Annotated in this window: 17 protein-coding genes; 4 read left to right on the top strand and 13 right to left on the bottom strand. The window is 62.7% G+C overall.

Going from position 1 to position 18,315, the window contains the following annotated elements:
* Positions 1–1,401: a Do family serine endopeptidase gene (locus NKJ58_RS29445; protein WP_023696165.1), complete on the top strand. Its 1,401-nt coding sequence runs from the start codon at positions 1–3 to the stop codon at positions 1,399–1,401.
* Positions 1,402–1,602: 201 nt separating this feature from the next.
* Here NKJ58_RS29445 and NKJ58_RS29440 read toward each other — a convergent pair whose 3' ends face one another.
* From NKJ58_RS29440 to NKJ58_RS29415, 6 genes are all read right to left on the bottom strand, one after another.
* Positions 1,603–2,568 carry an ABC transporter permease gene (locus NKJ58_RS29440; protein WP_023820250.1) on the bottom strand — a complete coding sequence of 322 codons (966 nt, stop codon included), beginning with the start codon at positions 2,566–2,568 and terminating at the stop codon, positions 1,603–1,605.
* A 3-nt stretch (positions 2,569–2,571) separates the two neighbouring features.
* Complete coding sequence (locus NKJ58_RS29435; RefSeq protein WP_023730098.1) at positions 2,572–3,576, bottom strand: ABC transporter permease; 1,005 nt, start codon at positions 3,574–3,576, stop codon at positions 2,572–2,574.
* Entirely contained in the window at positions 3,573–5,117 is a 1,545-nt protein-coding gene (locus NKJ58_RS29430; protein WP_023682466.1) for a sugar ABC transporter ATP-binding protein, read from the bottom strand. The genes NKJ58_RS29435 and NKJ58_RS29430 overlap by 4 nt, the downstream gene beginning before the upstream one ends.
* Positions 5,118–5,177: 60 nt before the next feature.
* A complete protein-coding gene (locus NKJ58_RS29425) occupies positions 5,178–6,158 on the bottom strand; it encodes an ABC transporter substrate-binding protein (protein WP_023672664.1) in 981 nt (326 codons plus the stop codon).
* A 103-nt stretch (positions 6,159–6,261) separates the two neighbouring features.
* Positions 6,262–7,881: a GMC family oxidoreductase gene (locus tag NKJ58_RS29420; protein WP_023815751.1), complete on the bottom strand. Its 1,620-nt coding sequence runs from the start codon at positions 7,879–7,881 to the stop codon at positions 6,262–6,264.
* Positions 7,878–8,627 (bottom strand): FCD domain-containing protein, encoded by a 750-nt coding sequence (locus NKJ58_RS29415; RefSeq protein WP_023707502.1) that lies wholly within the window; start codon positions 8,625–8,627, stop codon positions 7,878–7,880. The genes NKJ58_RS29420 and NKJ58_RS29415 overlap by 4 nt, the downstream gene beginning before the upstream one ends.
* Positions 8,628–8,813: 186 nt before the next feature.
* Between NKJ58_RS29415 and NKJ58_RS29410 the strand changes: the two genes are divergently transcribed.
* On the top strand, positions 8,814–9,908 hold the full coding sequence (locus tag NKJ58_RS29410) for a mandelate racemase/muconate lactonizing enzyme family protein (RefSeq protein WP_352854552.1): 1,095 nt from the start codon (positions 8,814–8,816) through the stop codon (positions 9,906–9,908).
* 293 nt (positions 9,909–10,201) lie between these two features.
* On the top strand, positions 10,202–10,774 hold the full coding sequence (locus tag NKJ58_RS29405; protein ID WP_352854551.1) for a hypothetical protein: 573 nt from the start codon (positions 10,202–10,204) through the stop codon (positions 10,772–10,774).
* 457 nt (positions 10,775–11,231) lie between these two features.
* Here the strand turns inward: NKJ58_RS29405 and NKJ58_RS29400 are convergent, their stop codons facing one another.
* The 5 genes from NKJ58_RS29400 to NKJ58_RS29380 form a co-directional block, all read right to left on the bottom strand.
* Positions 11,232–11,969, bottom strand: a complete 738-nt coding sequence (locus NKJ58_RS29400) for an SDR family oxidoreductase (protein WP_352854550.1) — start codon at positions 11,967–11,969, stop codon at positions 11,232–11,234.
* 70 nt (positions 11,970–12,039) lie between these two features.
* Entirely contained in the window at positions 12,040–12,537 is a 498-nt protein-coding gene (locus NKJ58_RS29395) for a 2,4'-dihydroxyacetophenone dioxygenase family protein (protein ID WP_023710477.1), read from the bottom strand.
* Between the two features lie 203 nt (positions 12,538–12,740).
* The gene (locus NKJ58_RS29390; RefSeq protein WP_352520024.1) at positions 12,741–13,508 is read right to left on the bottom strand and encodes an NADH dehydrogenase ubiquinone Fe-S protein 4; all 768 of its coding nucleotides are present in this window, start codon (positions 13,506–13,508) and stop codon (positions 12,741–12,743) included.
* A gap of 70 nt (positions 13,509–13,578) precedes the next feature.
* Complete coding sequence (locus tag NKJ58_RS29385; RefSeq protein WP_023696160.1) at positions 13,579–14,088, bottom strand: Hsp20/alpha crystallin family protein; 510 nt, start codon at positions 14,086–14,088, stop codon at positions 13,579–13,581.
* Between the two features lie 74 nt (positions 14,089–14,162).
* Positions 14,163–14,639, bottom strand: a complete 477-nt coding sequence (locus NKJ58_RS29380) for an Hsp20 family protein (RefSeq protein ID WP_023743380.1) — start codon at positions 14,637–14,639, stop codon at positions 14,163–14,165.
* 1,376 nt (positions 14,640–16,015) lie between these two features.
* On the opposite strand from NKJ58_RS29380, the gene dusA reads away from it, so the two are divergent.
* Positions 16,016–16,999 carry a tRNA dihydrouridine(20/20a) synthase DusA gene (gene dusA, locus NKJ58_RS29370; RefSeq protein WP_352520026.1) on the top strand — a complete coding sequence of 328 codons (984 nt, stop codon included), beginning with the start codon at positions 16,016–16,018 and terminating at the stop codon, positions 16,997–16,999.
* An 18-nt stretch (positions 17,000–17,017) separates the two neighbouring features.
* Here the strand turns inward: dusA and NKJ58_RS29365 are convergent, their stop codons facing one another.
* The gene (locus NKJ58_RS29365; protein WP_352812764.1) at positions 17,018–17,722 is read right to left on the bottom strand and encodes a TIGR02281 family clan AA aspartic protease; all 705 of its coding nucleotides are present in this window, start codon (positions 17,720–17,722) and stop codon (positions 17,018–17,020) included.
* 13 nt (positions 17,723–17,735) lie between these two features.
* Positions 17,736–17,969, bottom strand: coding sequence for a DUF1289 domain-containing protein (locus NKJ58_RS29360; protein ID WP_352812765.1), 234 nt, complete (start codon positions 17,967–17,969; stop codon positions 17,736–17,738).
* Positions 17,970–18,315 lie beyond the last annotated feature (346 nt).

Below are 18,315 nucleotides of genomic sequence, written 5' to 3'. Positions count from 1 at the left end.
ATGTCTCACGATATGCAAAGACGATTTGCAACGCGCTTGATCGCGGTTGCGCTGATGCTCTCGGCCAGTGGCGTGGCGCCTGTCCTGGCCCAGGATACCCCGACCGACTTCACAGCGATCATCCAGCAGAAATTGCCGGCCGTGGTCGCGATCACGACCCGGGAGGTTGTCCAGGACCAGACGACGGCGGGCGACTTTACAAGTCCGTTCGACGGCCAGGGACTCGGACCCGTTCAGCCGCAGGTGAGGGAGGCGCTTGGCTCCGGATTTGTGATCAGTGCTGACGGCTACATCGTCACCAACAACCATGTCGTTGCCGATGCGACAGAGATCCATGTCGTATTTTCCGACAAGGAAACGGCGCCGGCGCAATTGGTCGGCCGTGACCCCGCCACCGATATAGCGGTGCTGAAGGTCGACCCGCGGCCCAACATGACCACGACCAAATGGGGTGACTCGGATGCAATGCAGCCGGGCGCATGGACAATCGCGATCGGCAGTCCCTTTGGGCTCGGAGGGACTGTCACTGTCGGCGTTCTTTCGGCCCGCTCGCGAGACATTCAAGCCGGGCCGTACGACGATTTTCTCCAGACGGACGCGTCGATCAATCGAGGCAACTCGGGCGGTCCGCTGTTCAATGCACGTGGCGAGGTGATCGGCGTCAACACCGCCATCGTCTCGCCGTCGGGCGGCAGCATCGGGATCGGATTTGCGGTGCCATCGCGCACCGCCCAGAGCATCGCCGACCAGTTGATTAGAACCGGCCGGATCGAGCGTGGCTTCATCGGGGTCCGCCTGCAGGACATCACGCCGTCGCTGGCTGAGGCCCTCGGGATGAAGGATGACAAGGGCGCGCTGGTTGCTTCGGTCGAGCCCGGCAGCCCGGCGGAGAAAGCCGGCTTGAAGCCGGGTGACGTGATCACCCGGTTCAACGGCAAGGGCATTGAGGGTGTCCATGACCTCACGCTTGCGACGGCTAGCCAGAAGCCTGGCAGCAAGGCCACTCTGACACGGAGTAACGGCGGCAAGGACCAGGAGATCGCGCTTGTCATCGGTGAGCGCAAGGATGCGGAGGTGAAGACCGGCGCTGTTCCCGACAAGAAGTCGGCGGCAGAAGGCCTCGGCCTATCGCTCAGCCCGATTCCGGATCAGGCGCGTCAGCAGCTCGGCATCAAATCAGGAACGACCGGCGTCTTCGTCGTGGAAGTGGTTCCCGATGGCCTTGCCGCCCGGAGCGGATTGCAGCCGGGCGATGTCATCATATCGGCCAACAATCGCCGGGTGACGGAGCCTTCGGACATCGTCGAGGAGTGGGCGAACTCTCGCCGGCAGGGCAAGCCCATCCTGTTTCGGCTGGAAAGGCAGGGGCAGTCCGTGTTCGTGGCGGTCGCCGGGAAATGACCGTCTCCAGGACGACCATGTGACTGCACCACGATCCGCTTGCGGATCCCGCTTCAAGGGTGTCGGACCCCAGGTGCACCGGGGAAGCATCGCCGCAGAAAGTCTGCAGGATGCGCTCATTGGGCCGGGTGCGCAAAGGGCACTGATTCTGCAGCGCCAGAGCTCTTTTGAGCTCATCGTGCTCGAAGGCGCTCGCCATCCTCAGGCAGTTTCGCGCCTTCCCGTAAGCCGTGCCTGGAGAAGGACGACGACGAGCAAAAACAGCCCGCGGATTACCGACTGCCAGTAGGCTGACAGCGAAATCCAACCCATGCCGTTTTCGAAGTTCAGGACGTTGAAAAGGATCCCGAGCAACAGCACGCCGGCCAGCGTGGTCAACACCGAGCCCGAGCCGCCGGTCAGCAGCGTCCCGCCCACGACCACGGCTGCGATGGCAAACAGCTCCCAGCCGACGCCCTCGATCGGCTGGCCTGCGCCGAACTGAGAAGCGAGGACGACGCCGGCGAGCCCGGCCAGGCACCCGCTTGCGACATAGACGAGAAATTTGACGCGGTCAGTGCGCAGCCCCATCAGCCGCGAGGCATCCTCGCCACCGCCGATGGCCAGCACCGTCCGTCCCGTGCTGGTGTAGTTCAGGACCACTGAGCCGACGGCATAGGCAACCAGGGCGATGACTGCCGGAATCGGGAAAATCCAGAAATTCCCTTGGCCGATGGCGGTGAAACCCGAATCGTAAGACACCGAAACGGTCTGGTTGCCGGCCAGAAGCAGCGCCGAGCCGCTTGCGGCCAGCATGGTGGCAAGCGTGGCGATGAATGGCATCAGGTTGCCGCGCGTAACCAGGAGCGCGTTGATCAGCCCGGCTGCCAGGCCGGCGCCAACGCCCGCTGCAAGGCCTGCCACGATGCCGTGCGGGCTCGCCAGGGCCGACGCGACGCTGCCCAAGGCGGCGACGGAGCCGACGGACAGGTCTATGCCGCCGGTCATGATCACGAAGCACATGCCGAGCGCGACGAGCGCGAACATCGAGTTGTAGCGCAGAACGCTCATCACGTTGAAGAGGCCGAGGAAGCGGTCGTAGCGCAGGAATCCGAACAGGACGAGGGCTGCAAGCGCGATGACGACACCGTAAGTGCCGATGATGCGAACCAGTCTGGCGCTGTTCATGGATTACACCCGGTGTTGCTGCTGCAGCCAGACGGCGAATGCGATGATGCCGGCCTTGACGACGAGCGCAGCGGCGTCGGGTACGCCATTGGCGAGCAGCGTGTAGCGCACCAACTGGATGGTCAGTGCGCCCAGCAGGGTGCCGATGATTGTGGCCTTTCCGCCACTCAACAGCGTGCCGCCCACCGCGACCGCCGCGATGGCGTCGAGTTCCATGCCCAGCCCCACGAGATTGGCGTCGCTGGAGGAGTTGATCGCAATGACGACGAGACCGGCTAGCCCCGCGCACAGGCCGCTGATCGCATAGACAGCGAGCTTGATCCTCGATACGGCGATGCCGGCGAGTTCAGAGGCCTTTTCATTGCCGCCGACCGCCAGGATGCTTCGCCCGAACACCGTGCGGTGAAGGGCCCAAGCGGCCGCCGCAACCAGCACGGCCATGATGATGACCTGCGCGGGAATGCCGAGCGGGCGGGCAAGTCCGATCCACTGGAATTGCGGCACGCGGAAGGTCTGCAGATTGCCGTTGGTCATGACCTGCGCGATCCCGCGCCCGGCGATGAACAGCACGAGCGTTGCGACGATCGGTTGGATGCGGAAGCGCGAGACCAACCAGCCGTTGAACAACCCGAACAGGCCGGCGACGAAGATCGAGGCAACCATCGCGACGGCTACCGCCAGATAGATGTTTCCGACCGGGAAGATCGTGCCCATAAAGATCATCGGCGCCAATGCGCCGGAGATCGCCATCAGCGAACCAACCGACAGGTCGATGCCGCCGGTGGCGATTACCAGGGTCATCCCCACCGCGACGATCACAATCGTGCAGACCTGGGTCAGGTTGACGTTGAGTGTCTGCAGAGTCGCGAAATTGCGCGTATAGGCAAGGTTGAAGACCACCAGCAGCACAAGCGCGATCACCGTGCCGTAGCGCGCCAGGAAACCGAACACATCAAAGCGGCGGTTTCCAGCGTCGTTGGCTGCGGATGGTGTGGCCAGATCGCTCACGCTGCCTCCTTCGCCGCGCCGCCATGCGCCATCGCCGCGAGCACGTCCTCCTCGTTGGCTGCCTGGCCTTCCAGTTCGGCCACCCTCACTCCTTCGCGCAGCACGAATATGCGGTCGGCTCCTTCCATCACTTCCTCGAGTTCCGAGGAGATCATCAGCACGCCGAGCCCGTCATCGGCAAGCTTGCGGATGAGGCGCTGGATCTCGGCCTTGGCCCCGACATCGATGCCGCGCGTCGGCTCATCGAGAATGAGCAGCTTCGGGTTCATCGCCAGCCAGCGGGCAAGCAGCACCTTTTGCTGGTTTCCGCCCGACAGCTCGCGGACCTTCTGGTTGGGCCCCGAGCATTTGATGTCGAGTTCACGAATGAAGCGCTCGACGATCTCCTTCTGCCGGGCCTCGTTCAGGATGCCATTGCGGCTGATTTTCGGCAGCAGTGCCAGTGTTATGTTCTCCGCGACGGTCATTTCCGGCACGATGCCCTCGGCCTTGCGGTCCTCGGTGCAGAAGCCCATCCCCGCGGCGATGGCATCGGCGGCACGTGCGGGATGGTAGGACGCGCCCTCCATCGTCATCTCGCCTGCGCTCCGGCGGTCGGCGCCGAATACGAGGCGGGCTGTTTCGGTGCGGCCGGCGCCGAGCAAGCCGGCAAAGCCGGCGATCTCGCCGCGGCGCAGGTCGAAGCTCACGTCACGGACCAACTGGCCGGCCGCCAGCCCTTGCGCGGTAAACAGCACATCACCGATCCTCGACCGATCGCGCTCGCCGAACGCGGTCGCGTGGCCTTCGACGGCTGCGACGTCGCGGCCGAGCATGGCCGCGACCAGCTCCAGCTTGCCGATGTCGCTCATCGCCGCGCTTCGCACCGTGCGGCCGTCACGCATGATCGTGACCCGGTCGCAGACCTCGTACAACTCGTCGAGCTTGTGGCTGACGAACAGAACGGAGACGCCGTCGGCCTTGAGCTGACGGATAACGCTGAACAAGACCGAGACTTCACGCTCGTCCAGCGAGGAGGTCGGCTCATCCATGATCACGAGGCGGGCGGAAAAGCCGATGGCGCGGGCGATCGCCACCATCTGCTGCGTGGCGGTGTTGAAATCGCTGAGCGGGCGGCGCACGTCGATGCCGATCGAGAAGCGGCTGAGCAGGCGCTCGGCTTCCGCATGCATCGCGCTCCAGTCGAGCAGGCCGCGGCGGCGCTTCTCGCGTCCAAGGCAGATGTTCTCGGTGACCGAGCGCAGCGGTACGAGATTGATCTCCTGGTAGATGGTGCTGATGCCGCTGACCTGGGCCTGATGCGGAGACCCAACCTCGAACGGCTTCCGTTCGAACAGCACCTGGCCCGCATCCCGGCGGTAATAGCCGGTGAGCACCTTGATAAGTGTCGATTTGCCCGCACCGTTCTGGCCGATGAGTGCGTGGATCTCGCCCGGAAGAACCTGGAGCGAGGCATCGGCCAGGGCAGGGATGCCGGCAAAACGCTTCTGGATGTCACGCATGTCCAGGAGCAGCGCGGCTTGGTCCGGCTGAGCGGTCATCGTCAAACTCCCAAACCCTACCCGCCGGAGCGGGTAGGGCAGCTGGAAAGAGAGTGGATATCAGAACGCAATATCGAAGTCTTTCTTCGCGTTCGTGGCGTCGAAGAAGGCATCCTCGTTCTTGATGAACGGCGGGATCTTCTTGCCGGCCGCATAGTCGGCCATCGTAGCGAAGGCCTTCGGCCCGAACAGCGGGCTGCAAGCGCAGATAGCGCCGATCTTGCCGTCAATGATCGCCTGGACGCCTTCCTTCTCGCCGTCGATCGACAAGATCAGCACATCCTTGCCCGGGGTCTTGCCGGCTGCTTCCAAAGCGGCGATGGCGCCCAGCGCCATCTCATCATTATGCGCGTAGATGATATCCGCATCAGGGTGCGCCTGAAGCAGCGTCTCGGCGACCTGCCGGCCCTTGTCGCGGGCGAAGTCGCCGGACTGCGACGCCAGGATGGTGAACTGCGAGTGCTTGGCGATGAAATCGTCGAAGCCTTTCTTGCGGTCGGTAGCGGCCGAGGCTCCGGTCGTGCCTTCCAGCTCGATGATCTTCGACTTGCCATTGGCGTTCTTGACCAGCCATTCGCCGACGCGGGTCGCCTCCTCGATGAAATCCGAACCGATGAAGCAGACATAATCCTCGCCCGGCTTGGCCATGGTGTGATCAACGTCGCGGTCGACCAGAAACACCGGTATGCCGGCATCGCGCGCGGCAAGAATGACCGGCACTAGGGGCTTGTCTTCGCGGGGCGGCAGGAAGATTGCGTCGACGCCCTGCGCGATCATCGAGTTCACGTCGGAGGCCTGCTTGGCCGACGAACCGGCGGCATCCGTGTAGACCAGCTGATGGCCAAGCTTGGCGGCTTCGTCCTGCATGCTCTTGGTCTCGGCAAGACGCCACGGATTGTTGCTTTCCGTCTGGGCGAAACCGACCTTGTACTTGTCCTTCTTGGCGAGCGGCGGGAGCGCCGCGAAGGCGCGTGAGCCGAGTGTCAGCGCGACCGCGCCGGCGGCGGAGCCAACCAGTAGTTTTCGACGGGTAATGATCATGCTCTTTCCTCCTTTATTGTCGCTTTCAGCGACTGTGTAATTTCCTCACGATATCGGCCCAGACGGCTTCGGCGATGACGCCGTCGGCAAGCTGGGTCAGGCGCTATGCCGCCTCCAAAATAAAGTCGGCGCAGCGGTCGCCCAGCATCATGGCGGGCGCCGCCGTATTGCCGGCATTGATGTTGGGGCAGGCCGACATGTCGGCAACCCGCAGATTGTCTATTCCGCGCACGCGCAGCGCCGCGTCCAGCACCGCCATCCGGTCGCTGTCCGAGCCCATCCGGCATGTCCCGGCCGGATGGTAGTTGGTCTTCACGAAGCGCTTGCAATGCTTTGTCATGGCTTCGTCGCTGAGATCATCCTGGCTTGGCACGGCAATGGCCTTGACCCGATCGGCGAGCGGCTTGGTCTGAAAAGCCTGCAGGAAATAACGCTGGCCGGAGATCATTTCCCTCATGTCGTCGGGATGTTTAAGGAGGTTCGGCGAAACGATCGGCATGTCCTTCGGATCCGCCGAACGCAGCCTCACGAAACCGCGCGACTTTGGCTTCACCACCACTGTCGTCACGGTAAGCCCATAGGTGTTCTCGACCAAGGTCAGGATATCGCGGTCCAGATAGACGTGCGGCACGCAGAAGGCCTGGATCGTCGGTTCGCCCTCGGGATCGGCCGGATTGACGAAGGCTCCGGCCTCCACCCCCGCTGACAGGATCGTGCCGGTGCCGAAGAGCTTGAAATGCAGGCCGTTCCTGATCATCCTCCAGCCTTGGCCCTGCCTGAAATAGCCGTATGGGCCGTTTGCGGTGGCGATGATCGGCACCTCCGGATGGTCGATCAGGTTTTCGCCGACCCCGGGCAGGTCGGCGACGCAGGAAATGCCGTGCCCGGCAAGCGCCTCGGCGGGGCCGATGCCGGACAGCATGAGCAGTTTCGGCGAGACGAGGGCACCGGACGAGACGATCACGTCGGCATCCGCATGGACGGTATGCTCGGCGCCCGACGCATCCGAATAGACGACGCCGGTGACCCGACCGTTTTCGATCAGCAGCCGGCTGACTGTGCAATTGAGTTTCAGCGTCAGCTTGGGATCATTCGTCAGCGGCTCGATGAAGGCATAGGCGGCGCTGCTTCGCTTTCCCCGCCGGTTCATGAACTGGTAGAAGCCGACCCCGCGCTGCGACGGTCCGTTGAAGTCATGGTTGTACGGCAATCCAAGGCCTTGGACGGCCTGGACGAACCAACGGGAAACATCATCGATGTGGCCTGGATCCGAGACCAGCAGCGGACCTTCGCTTCCATGCAGTTCGCCGCCGAGGCGGTTGTTTCCCTCCATGCCGGTGAAATGCGGCAGCACCGCCTGCCAGTTCCAGCGTACGCCGGCATTGTTGCCGCGCAGCAGCTCGTCCCACTCCTCATAATCGGCCGAGCGGCCTCGCATGTAGACCTGGGCGTTGACCGAGGTGCCGCCGCCCAGCACGTTGCCTTGCGAGATTTCATGGACGCGCCCGTCGAGATGGGCCTGCGGCTCGGTGCGGTGATAGCGCATGAATTTCGAGCCGTTGATCATCTTGAAGATGCCGGGCGGCATGTCGAGCAAGGGGTGATGATGGGAATGGCCGGCCTCCAGCAGCAGGGTTCGCCGTCCCGCTTTGACAAGCCTTGCCGCCGCGACGCAGCCGGCTGCTCCGCCGCCCACCACGATATGGTCGTAGGACTGCGTCATGCTTCCGGCGCCTCACGGCTTTCGAATGTTCCGCGGACATACTCCCATGCCGCCGAGAGGTGGTTGAGCAGCGCCCGCTCGGCGCCGTCAGGATCTCGCTCAAGGATGGCCGTGCAGATTTCACGATGGCTGAGGAAATTCACGCGGTTGCGCTCGGGCGACCGTGGCATGCGCATCCAATGCGGCGACAGCCATGCGGTAAATGCCTTGTGCACGACAGGCAGCACCGGGTTGCGCGCGATGTCATAGAGCGCTGCGTGGAACGCCACGTCCGTCGCATAGAATTTCTCGGAATCCGGGATGGCCGCCTCGTTCATCGCCAGCGCCGCCCTCAGGGCTGTGACGTCATCCTTGCGGGCATGGATGGCGGCGTTGCGCGCCAGCGACGCCTCGAGGAAGACGCGCATGTCGTAGAGGTTCTTCACGCCCGCCTGGTCGCTCAGCAGATGTCCTACAATGCCGTCGAGGGCGCCGAGCGCGGCATCCAGGCCAGGCCGGCGCGCCACGGGCCGGAACCGCGGACGCGCTTCCACCAGGCCGCGGCTGGCCAGGCGCGCAATCGCCTCACGCACAACGCCCCGGCCGACACCATACTCGATCATCAGTTCGCGCTCGGCCGGCAGGTAGCTGCCGTCGCCAAGCCTTCCGGACGTGATGTCGGCCTCTATGCCGGCCACCATCGCGTCGGCCGCGCGGGCGGCGAGAATAGCCGCGGGCATCTCAGGACGCTCTTCCGTATCCAGCAAGCCTTTTCCTCCCAGATGGTCCTGTTATTAGAAGGTAAATCGGACCAAAGCACAAGCGGATTGATGCTTTTGTAGGACCAAAACTGACGGACTGGCTTCAGAACCGCTGAAAGATCAGCCGCATTGTTGCCAGTCAGCGCTGCCGGTGCAATTATGGTCCGATGAAAAACGTGAATGGAGCGCAGCATGAGCCGCACCGAAATCAAGGAAGTCGAGACCCGGCTGTTCCGGGTCCCACTGCGTGAGGTGATGACCGATGCCAAGCACGGCGCGCACACGCATTTCGAGCTGGTCACCGTCACGCTGAGGCTTGCCGACGGCACCGAGGGCACAGGCTACACCTACACCGGCGGCAGGGGCGGCTATGCCATCAAGGCAATGATCGATCACGACCTCGCGCCGTTCCTCAAGGCACGCGACGCAACGCAAATCCACACGATCTACGACGGCATGCTCTGGCACATCCACTATGTCGGGCGCGGCGGCATCGCTTCTTTCGCGATCTCGGCGATCGACATCGCATTATGGGACCTCAAGGGCCGGCGTAGCGGCCTGTCGCTTTGGCAGATGGCGGGCGGGGCCGGGAAGAGTGCCAAGGCCTATCGCGGCGGCATCGACCTAAACTTTACCCTCGATCAGCTTTTGGCCAGCATCGATTCCTATCTCAATGCCGGCTTCACCGGGGTGAAGATCAAGGTCGGCAAGGACGACCTGGCCGAGGATGTGGCCCGGGTGAAAGCAGTTCGCGAGCGCATAGGACATCACATCACCTTTATGGTTGACGCCAACTACGCGCTCGACGTCCCGCGAGCGATCGAGGCAGCGAGAGCATTCGCCGCCTACGATCTGCTGTGGTTCGAGGAGCCCATCATACCCGACGACTATGAGGGTTACGCCAGCATTGCCAAGGCGACCGGAATGCCCCTGGCAATGGGAGAAAACCTGCATGTCATCGAGGAGTTCGAGCATGCCTTCGCTTGGTCGAATCTCGCCTACATCCAACCCGACGCCTCCAACTGCGGCGGGGTCACGGGCTGGCTGCGCGTGGCAGCGCTCTCACGCAAGGCTGGCATTCCGGTCTGCAGTCACGGGATGCAGGAACTTCATGTCAGCCTCGTTGCAGGTCAGACAAATGCCGGCTGGGTGGAGGCGCATAGTTTTGATATTGACCATTATACCACTGAGCCGCTGAGGCTTCAGGATGGTTTGGCGATAGCACCCGACGAGCCTGGAGTGGGCGTTGTCTTCGACTGGCGGAAATTGGCGGATTTTCGCCAATAGCGCCCCCTGAACGGCGGCACGGCCGCATGCATTTTGTCCAGATCCTGCTTCCTCGTTCCGGCAACGAGGAGAGCGCTTCGCCGAGGAAGACTTCGACCGTCTGAAGAACGAACTCGCCGCCGCCGCAGCCAGCGGGCATACCACTTATCGGATGCCACACTTACATTTGTAATTGCAGCGACGGTTCACCGGCTTTAACTCACGCGATCATAGCAGCGACACGACAAATGCAGGCGGCCGCCCGAACACCGGCAGAAGCTGCAAGCATTGGGTGCGCCTGCAGGGAGGCGGCGATGGTTGCAACGCGTACGGACACTGCGCATGCGGTTATGGAGGACGTCATTCTATCACGGCACCGCTCACTGGTCCGCGAAGTTGGATTTTACGAGGCTATGAGTCAAACCCGACAAGCGATCGCCGCATCGCGCGAGGTGCTGAGGCGCTTTCGCGAACGTCAGGGCGACGACACTGCTCGAGCAAAGAATGCAGACCGTGGTCCTGTCGCCGTGTCAGCCTTCGATGCCGACATCATACGCGCTGCATGCCGAGATCTGATCGCGGAGATGAACGTGCCCGAGTGTCAATGGCGCGAGCTGGCGCGAAGTCTGGTGCGCGAATTCGTGGCCTGCGAGGAGACCGAAGCCGGTTTGGTGGATTGGATCGTCCGCCGGCCAGCGATGACGAAGACGGACGAAGCCGGCCGACCGGAGCCAGCCGGCGAGGCGGCGAATGAGCCAGGAGTCAGTCGACCGCAATCAACGCGAGCAAACAGGTCTCCCGGCGACTTGTTGCGTGGAACTGCGGTGGTCCGAGGATCGGAAACTTTGGCGAGCGGCTTGGACACATCTGATCCTCCTCGTTTTTAGGCGTCCGGCGCCGTGTCCGCATTCGGAGACGAATGCGTCCAGCCGACTGTCTAAGGCAGACGGCGACGGCCATGTCGCGTTGCTCCCGGCCTTCGCTCACAAAGGAGCCCAAGCCGGATGCCAACCAGGCTGCATTAGGCCAATGGGAACAATTTGCGCGGGCCGAGCTTGGGCTAGCGTCGTACAGAGGTGCAAGTATGCAAGATAATTTTGACCGAGCTTCATCCGTCGCGGAGGTTGCGGAATCATTCGTGAGATCCCGGAGGCCGTTCTCTGTCGTATCGACCCGGGATGCGGTCACGATTGTCAGGAAACAGGCAGCTTTTTGCGAGCATACGGATGGCGAGCTTGCGGAGTTGGTGGCGGCAATTGCGGTCAGGCATGGTCGATTGGTCGCGTTCGATCTTGATCTCGACGACACAGGCTTAGAGATCGGTCGCGCAGCATAGCCAACGCCTCACGCAATGAGATAGCCACCGTCAACCGGCAAAATTGCCCCAGTGATGAATCCCGCGAGCGGCGAACACAAGAACATGGCGGGGCCGGTCAGGTCGCCCGGCGTACCCCAGCGACCCATCGGAGTGCGTTTCATCAATTCCGCGTTGCGAGCTGGATCGGCCCGTGGTGCGGCGGTCATGGCGGTCTCGATCCAGCCAGGCGCCAATGCGTTTACCCGAATGCCATCCCCGGCATAGGCGATGGCGAGCGACTTGGTAAGTTGCACGATGGCGCCCTTGGACGCGGCGTAAGCCGGCGCATGAGCCGCGCCGAAAAACGCGAACATCGAGGCGATGTTGACGATGGCGCCCCCGTTCGAGAGTGCCCCCCGGAACGCGCTCGCACTCCGCATGGAGCCGGTGAGATTGATATCGACCACCGTTTCGAAACCCTGGACAGTGAATTCGGCGGCGCGCAGGTTTACCCCTGCGCAATTTACGAGCGCTGCAACGGATGTGAACTGACCGGAATATCCTTCGACCGCAGTCATGTCCCGGACGTCGAGTACTGAATACGAGACGGCGGTGCCGTATGCACGAGCGGCCGCTACCTCGGCGGCCGTGGCCCCCGTCGCGTGGACAATTGCCCCGGCCTCGGCGAACGCCATGGCGATGCCGTTTCCGATACCTGTCGTGCCTCCGGTAATGACGACGGTCTTGCCCGCGAAGAAGGGCATGGCCCATATGGAGTCGGTCACCAATATCTCCTCGTTTCGCCTCTGTGGCGGACCGCGAACTCACCGCAGCGGAAGGCAAACGGGCGGATGTCTACCGTACGAATTGATCGACGAAATCGTCACCGAGACCCACGCTCGCATAGTGATTTCTGCACATGTCGATCTTGGTGAAAACGTCCTCGAAACCAATCTGCTTGTTATCCTTGTCCAGGTAAACCATGCAGCCGGAAATGTTGAAGAAGGTGATCATCTCGGGCACGTCGCTTGGAACCGTGAGCGTGTGGATTTCACCGGGCGGCTCGAAAACGTAAGATCCCGTCTCTGCCACCCAGTCGTGTTCAAGATAGTGCCAACGCCCCTTGATCACATAGCCATGCACGGGGGCCGGATGCAGATGACGGCTTAATATCCCGGCCCGGCGTACGCGGAGCAGATTGCACCACTGCCCTTGCATTGTGTTGAGCATAAGTGGTCGGAACCACACGCCCTCCGCCTGTGGGACCCAGACACGCTCGTCTTCGGGGACGGCAGCGATCGCGATCTCTTTCGGTGCCAGGGGATGGGCGGAGCCGTTGAAGGATTGATACATAGGAACCTCTGTCGCCAATTCATTGGAGTCCATATCAGCGCGATCCTAACAACTGGGCCGAGTTCTGCCGAGGCGCAATCGGGCGCCCACGCATTGGGAAAGTTGTCGGCGCGCGCCCGCCCGCTGCCGCGACCGCAAGCGGGAAGGGTTTCGGGATGGTCCGTTGGGCGTCGAAGACGATCAGTGGGTTCCTTCTTGCCTTATCATGCGGCTATCCGGGAGTGCACCGGGCTGGTCCTGGTCTGGAAGCCCCGGTTTCGGACTTCCAAGGCCAGCAAGGCGAGTTCGACCTCGTCCAATCGCGACGGGCGTGCATTTTCCGGCATGCCTTCGGCGGTGGCCAGGTCGATCAGGTACTCGTTCCAGGCCCAGTTCTTGAGCACAGCGCGTTTCTCGTCGGGTGCGAGCACCGGGTCATCCACAACCTCCATCGGAGAGGCGTAGAATGTCTCCGGCTCGGAAAGCGCCGTCTGTATGTGCGCTGCCTGTGCGCCGGCGCCATAGCCGTGGCTTGCCTGGAGCCAAGCCAACTGCAGCCGCTGCCAAACCAGGTCGGAAAAGGCCTGTTTCTCCTCCGATGCATGCTGGCGCGTGACCTTGGCCTGGGAAGCAGGAGGTGCAGCCTGCACGACATAGTTGAGGCCTTGACGCTCGGCATAACGGATCGCCGCTTCCAGCGTCGGAAAGTTCAGTTCAACCTGGGTCAGGGTGTCCCGGCCACCGGTATAGCCCATCAGCGGCTCGATGAACGGGGCTGTGCGGCGTTCGAAGACCAATCGCCAGGCCTTGCGGGGCTTTGCCGAGGTCATGGCCGGGCGGCATGGCTGGTAGATCCGCGCCGTTGCGCCGTCCGGAAACACTGACCGTCCCATTGACAAAGCCGGCCCGTCTAGACGAGGCCGATTGTCATTGTCCGGCCGGACGGACGTCTTGGTTAGGTTTCTGTTGTCGCTGCTTTGAACTGTCTCCATTGCCTGTCCCTCCCGTTATGAAGGGTCGCACGGGCAGCGGCCGTAAGGGCCGCCACCCATACTGCATCCGTCAGTTCTTCCCGTTGATTGCGATCCGCTTGGCCTTCGCCTGCGCCCGCTCGGTCTTGGGCAACGTCACGGTCAGCACCCCGTTCTTGAAGGCGGCGTTGACCTTGTCTTCTTCGACCTCGTAGCCGAGCGGAATGAGGCGCTCGAAGCGACCGTAGAAGCGCTCGGAGAACTGCCGGTCCTTGTCCTCGGTCTCGGAACGCTTCTCGCCTTTAAGCTTGAGCGCCCCATTTTCCAGCAGGACTTCTATGTCGCTCTCGTCCAGGCCAGGTATTTCCGCCGTGACGCGGACTTCCTTGTCCGTGTCGGAGATTTCGACACTCGGCCAACTGGCGGCGAAAGAGGGACCGAAGGCCGGCAGTCTGGCGCCAAAGCTGCGGAAGGCGTCATCGAACAGCCGGTTTACCTCCCGGTGGAGGGAGACGAAGGGGTCTCGATCTCCGTCGGGGAAGAGACTGGGCGCCGAGTTTCCGTTGCCCCGGCCCCATGGGATCAAGTCACGTACGCTCATTGTCTTTCTCCTTTCGTAGGTCTCTGAGCCGGGCGGGACGCCCGGCTCAAGCGAAAGCCTTCATGGTGGATTGCTCAGGCGGCCAGCTTGTCGGTCTCGACCTTGGGAGCCTCGATCTTCGGCATGGGAGCCCCGCTGGAGATTTCGATCTTGCGCGGTTTCATCTCCTCGGGAACCTCGCGCTTGAGATCGATGCTCAGCAGCCCGTTCTCAAGGCTGGCGCCCTCGACTTTGACATGATCGGCCAGTTCGAACCGACGCTCGAAAGCGCGCCCGTTGATGCCGCGGTACAGATACCGGCCGTTCTCATCGCCGGATTGCGACCCGCTCACAACCAGCATGTTGGGCTGGTGGGTGACGGTCAGCTGGTCCTGCGAGAAACCGGCGACCGCCATCGTGATGCGATACTGATCATCATCAACCTTGGCGATATCGTAGGGCGGCCAGTTGTCGAACGAGGCCACACGGCTCGCACTTTCAAGCATGTCGACCATGCGGTCGAAGCCGATGCTGGACCGGTATAGAGGGGTAAAATCGAGGTTTGTCTTCATAGCCACATTCTCCTTTGAGCAACATGGACAACAGAAAGCGCCAAGAGCCTTGCCGCCTCCTGGTGTTGCCGGCCCCATTGGGCGGCCGGCGACCATCAATTTAGAATCGCGACTTGCACCTTCAAGAGCAAGAATAGGAAAATTTTCATCGGCAATCTGGGCGAACGCACCGATGCCACACCCCTCCCGCCGGCGGGGTCACTCGCCGACGGGTCCATGGTGCAAGAACAACTACGTCGCCCTTAAATCCGATCGACGAATGGTATGAACGCGGCCACTGCCGCGCTGTCACTGCAGTCAGGACCGGCACGCTCATCCGATCGATCCAACTGTTGCAACGCATCCATGATCGTGTCGAAGCTGACCGGTTCACCCGCTCGCGGCAGCATGCGAAGCGCTGGCACGGATTCTACGGCGCAGGCATCCGATGCCCATGACGAAGAATGGCGCGCTTCTCCTGAGCGTCCAGGGCAACATCGGCCAAAACGTCGTGGGGATGTTTGAAATGCCGCGCCGGATGCAGCAAGCGGTCCAGAAAAACGTCAGGGGCCCACGGGTTCAATCGATGCAAAATAGCTCGAAATGGGTCCTTCCATGGATGGTCCTCGGCTTCAGACAATCTCATGCGTGTTTGAGTCTGGCGGCTCTCGCCATTCCCGCCGGCGAAATTTTGGAACGTCTCAAGCAAGTTTCAATGGCTCGGCACGGGCTACATTGCCGTCGTCAACGCCTTGGAACCATTTTATCGGGCCGGTCAAACAATCGGCGAGAATCTCAATTCTGACGTCGGGCGAACTCGAAGGCCGAATCCGGCAGGAGAAACAGTCATGTCTTACCCTCTCCAGGACCTTGTGCATTGGCTTGATCACTGAGCCCTGATGCTCTCGACCGGCCGCCTTGTTCCGGCCATCGCACAGGAAATTCCGAACGACTTCAGCGCAATCGTGTGTCAGAGACTGCCAGCGGCTGTCGCGATCACGACCAGGCAGATCATCCAGGATCAAACGACGCTCAACGACTTCCCCAGGTGATGTCGATACCGAGAGTGATCGGTCCGGCACCCTGGGCGGCTCGATCACGACCAAAGCGAACGAGCCGTTCGCGATCGAGGGTGGCGATGCTGCACTTCCCCAGATGTTCGGAGCATAGCGAGGGCTGCGGCCTTGGAGCGGCGAGGGGACTTGCCTACATCGCACATGTCGTCGATATGGAGGTCGATGAGTTCGCCGAAGGCTTCAGGCGCGCTAACAGGGCTTGTCGGCGTCTCACTGCGACCGACTTGGTGTCGGTGCCCCGGCGCCGCGCATCCTCGCGTTGCAGGAAGGTCTCGCTGACGCAGCGTGTGCGGTAGGTTCTAAGGTTCTGATGCTAAACAGATGCTGAAATACCAAGAGCATAAACTGGCCGTGGCCCCGATGATGGACTGGACCGACCGGCATTGCCGGTTCTTCCACCGCCAGCTGACGCGGCGTGCGCTGCTCTACACCGAAATGGTGGTGGCGGACGCTGTCATCCATGGTGCGCGCGAGCGGCTGCTTGGTTTTGACGAGACCGAACATCCGGTGGCACTGCAGCTCGGCGGCTCCGATCCGCAAAAGCTGGCCGAGGCGGCGCGCATCGGCGAGGGCTTCGGTTACGACGAGATCAATCTCAATGTCGGCTGTCCGTCCGACCGCGTCCAGTCCGGCACGTTCGGCGCCTGCCTGATGAAAGTGCCTGACCTCGTCGCCGATTGTGTGGCGGCGATGAAGGCGGCGGTGAAAATCCCGGTGACGGTCAAATGCCGCATCGGCGTCGACGAGCAGGATCCGGAGCCCGCGCTCGACGCGCTGGCCGACGGCGTTTTCGCGGCCGGCGCCGACGCGCTGTGGGTGCATGCGCGCAAGGCTTGGCTGGAGGGTCTGAGCCCGAAGGAAAATCGCGACATCCCGCCGCTCGACTATGACAGGGTCTATCGCCTCAAGGCTAGAAAATCGAACAAATTCATTGGCATCAATGGAGGCGTTCAATCGCTCGAAGAGGCGGCTCGCCACCTCGATCATGTCGATGGCGCCATGCTTGGCCGCGCCGCCTACCACACGCCAGGCATCCTGGCCGGCGTCGACGCGGCATTCTACGGCGACAAGGCCGGCGCCTACGATTTTGCCGCGCTGATCGACACGATGGCCGACTACGCCGCGCGGCATATCGAGCAGGGCGGGCGGCTCGGCCACGTCACCCGCCACATGGTCGGGCTGTTCCACGGCCTGCCGGGCGCGCGCCGCTTCCGGCAGATACTGTCCACCGACGCGACGAAACCCGGCGCCGGACCGGATGTGCTGAAGGCAGCGTTCGCTGCCGTCGAATTTCGACCGTGTTGAAAAGGCCGCTTAAGCAGTTCAGTCGCGCAGAATCATCCGGTCGCCGCGCACGTCGAAACCCGACAGGGAACCGATGAAGTTCATGCCGAGCAGGCTCTGGCTGAGCGCGCCGGGCGCGGCGACCATCACCTGCATGTTCTTGCGCACGATGCCGCCGATCGCCAGTTCGTCGGTGCGCACCGAAGCGGCGCGTGCCATGCCATTGGCGGTCGAGACCGGGACGGTGAAGCTCAGCGCGGCCGGATTGAAGCCGGCCGCCTGCGCGTCTTCGGCGGTGAGCACTGTACTGGTCGCGCCGGTATCGACGACGGTGCGGATCGGCGCGCCGTTGATCGTGATGCGGGCCTCGAAATGGCCGCTGTCGGCCTTGTCCAGGGTCACGGTGGCATGGCCGTCCTCGACGCCGAGCGCCAGCGGGCTGCCGGGAACGAGGCCCGCCGTCACCCGGCTGGCGAAATCCTGCAACTCGTAGCGGTACTGGTAGCCGGCGACGAGCGCCAGCACGATCAGGGCCCACGTGCCGAGATTGCGGGCCATGACGCCGAGCGGCCTGCCGGACCGGACAAGGCCGGCGCTGACCAGCAAGCCGATCGCCCCCAGCCAGACCAGACGGCTGAAATCGTAATTCTCGATGCCGACCGTGCTGCCGGCGTCGTTGTTGATCATCAGCAGCACCAGCCCGAGGCCGATTGCCGCCATCACCATCCAGAACAGTCGGTTCATTGGACCTGCCGTTTCAAGAGAGGACGTCGCGCTCGCGCGCCATGCGGCTGCGGCGTGTTTCCCGGCGCGGCCGGCGCTCGACCGTTTCCAATCGGGCCGGCAACTCGGCCATGACGCTGCGGCGTACCTCCGGCGTCATCCCCATCCAGGCGCCGATTTCATCGCGCGTGCGGCCACAGCCGGAGCAGAAGCCGGTTTTCATGTCGATCGAACAGACCAGGATGCACGGGGATTCGATGGCCGTCATGACTTTCTCTTGAAGGTTCCGTCCGGAATCCCTCGTTCCATCTCCACATGGTGCAACGGCAAAGCCAATGCAAGCCCTTCGGAATGCGGCGCGGGCAACCGCTTTCGCGCCAATGTCGAGGGGAGTTGTGCCGGCCGGGCAAGGCGGTTATGCCGCTGATCAACCACAGGGGATGATCAGGATCGACATGACCAGCGCGCTGCCCTTCGACGACTTTCGCAATCTGCTGGCGAGCCTGCCGCCTGCCGATACAGTCGCGGGGGGGGGGGTGGGGGCGCGCGCGGAGGTAGTGGAGCACCCCCTCACGAACCGCTCGGCGCAAGCCACCCTACCCCCCAGCCGGCCG

Origin of the sequence: Mesorhizobium sp. M0139, assembly GCF_040322455.1 — a bacterium.
In the GTDB taxonomy this organism is placed as follows: domain Bacteria; phylum Pseudomonadota; class Alphaproteobacteria; order Rhizobiales; family Rhizobiaceae; genus Mesorhizobium.
The sequence above is the reverse complement of the archived record's forward strand: the minus strand, read 5'-3'. Positions and strand labels throughout refer to the sequence as shown.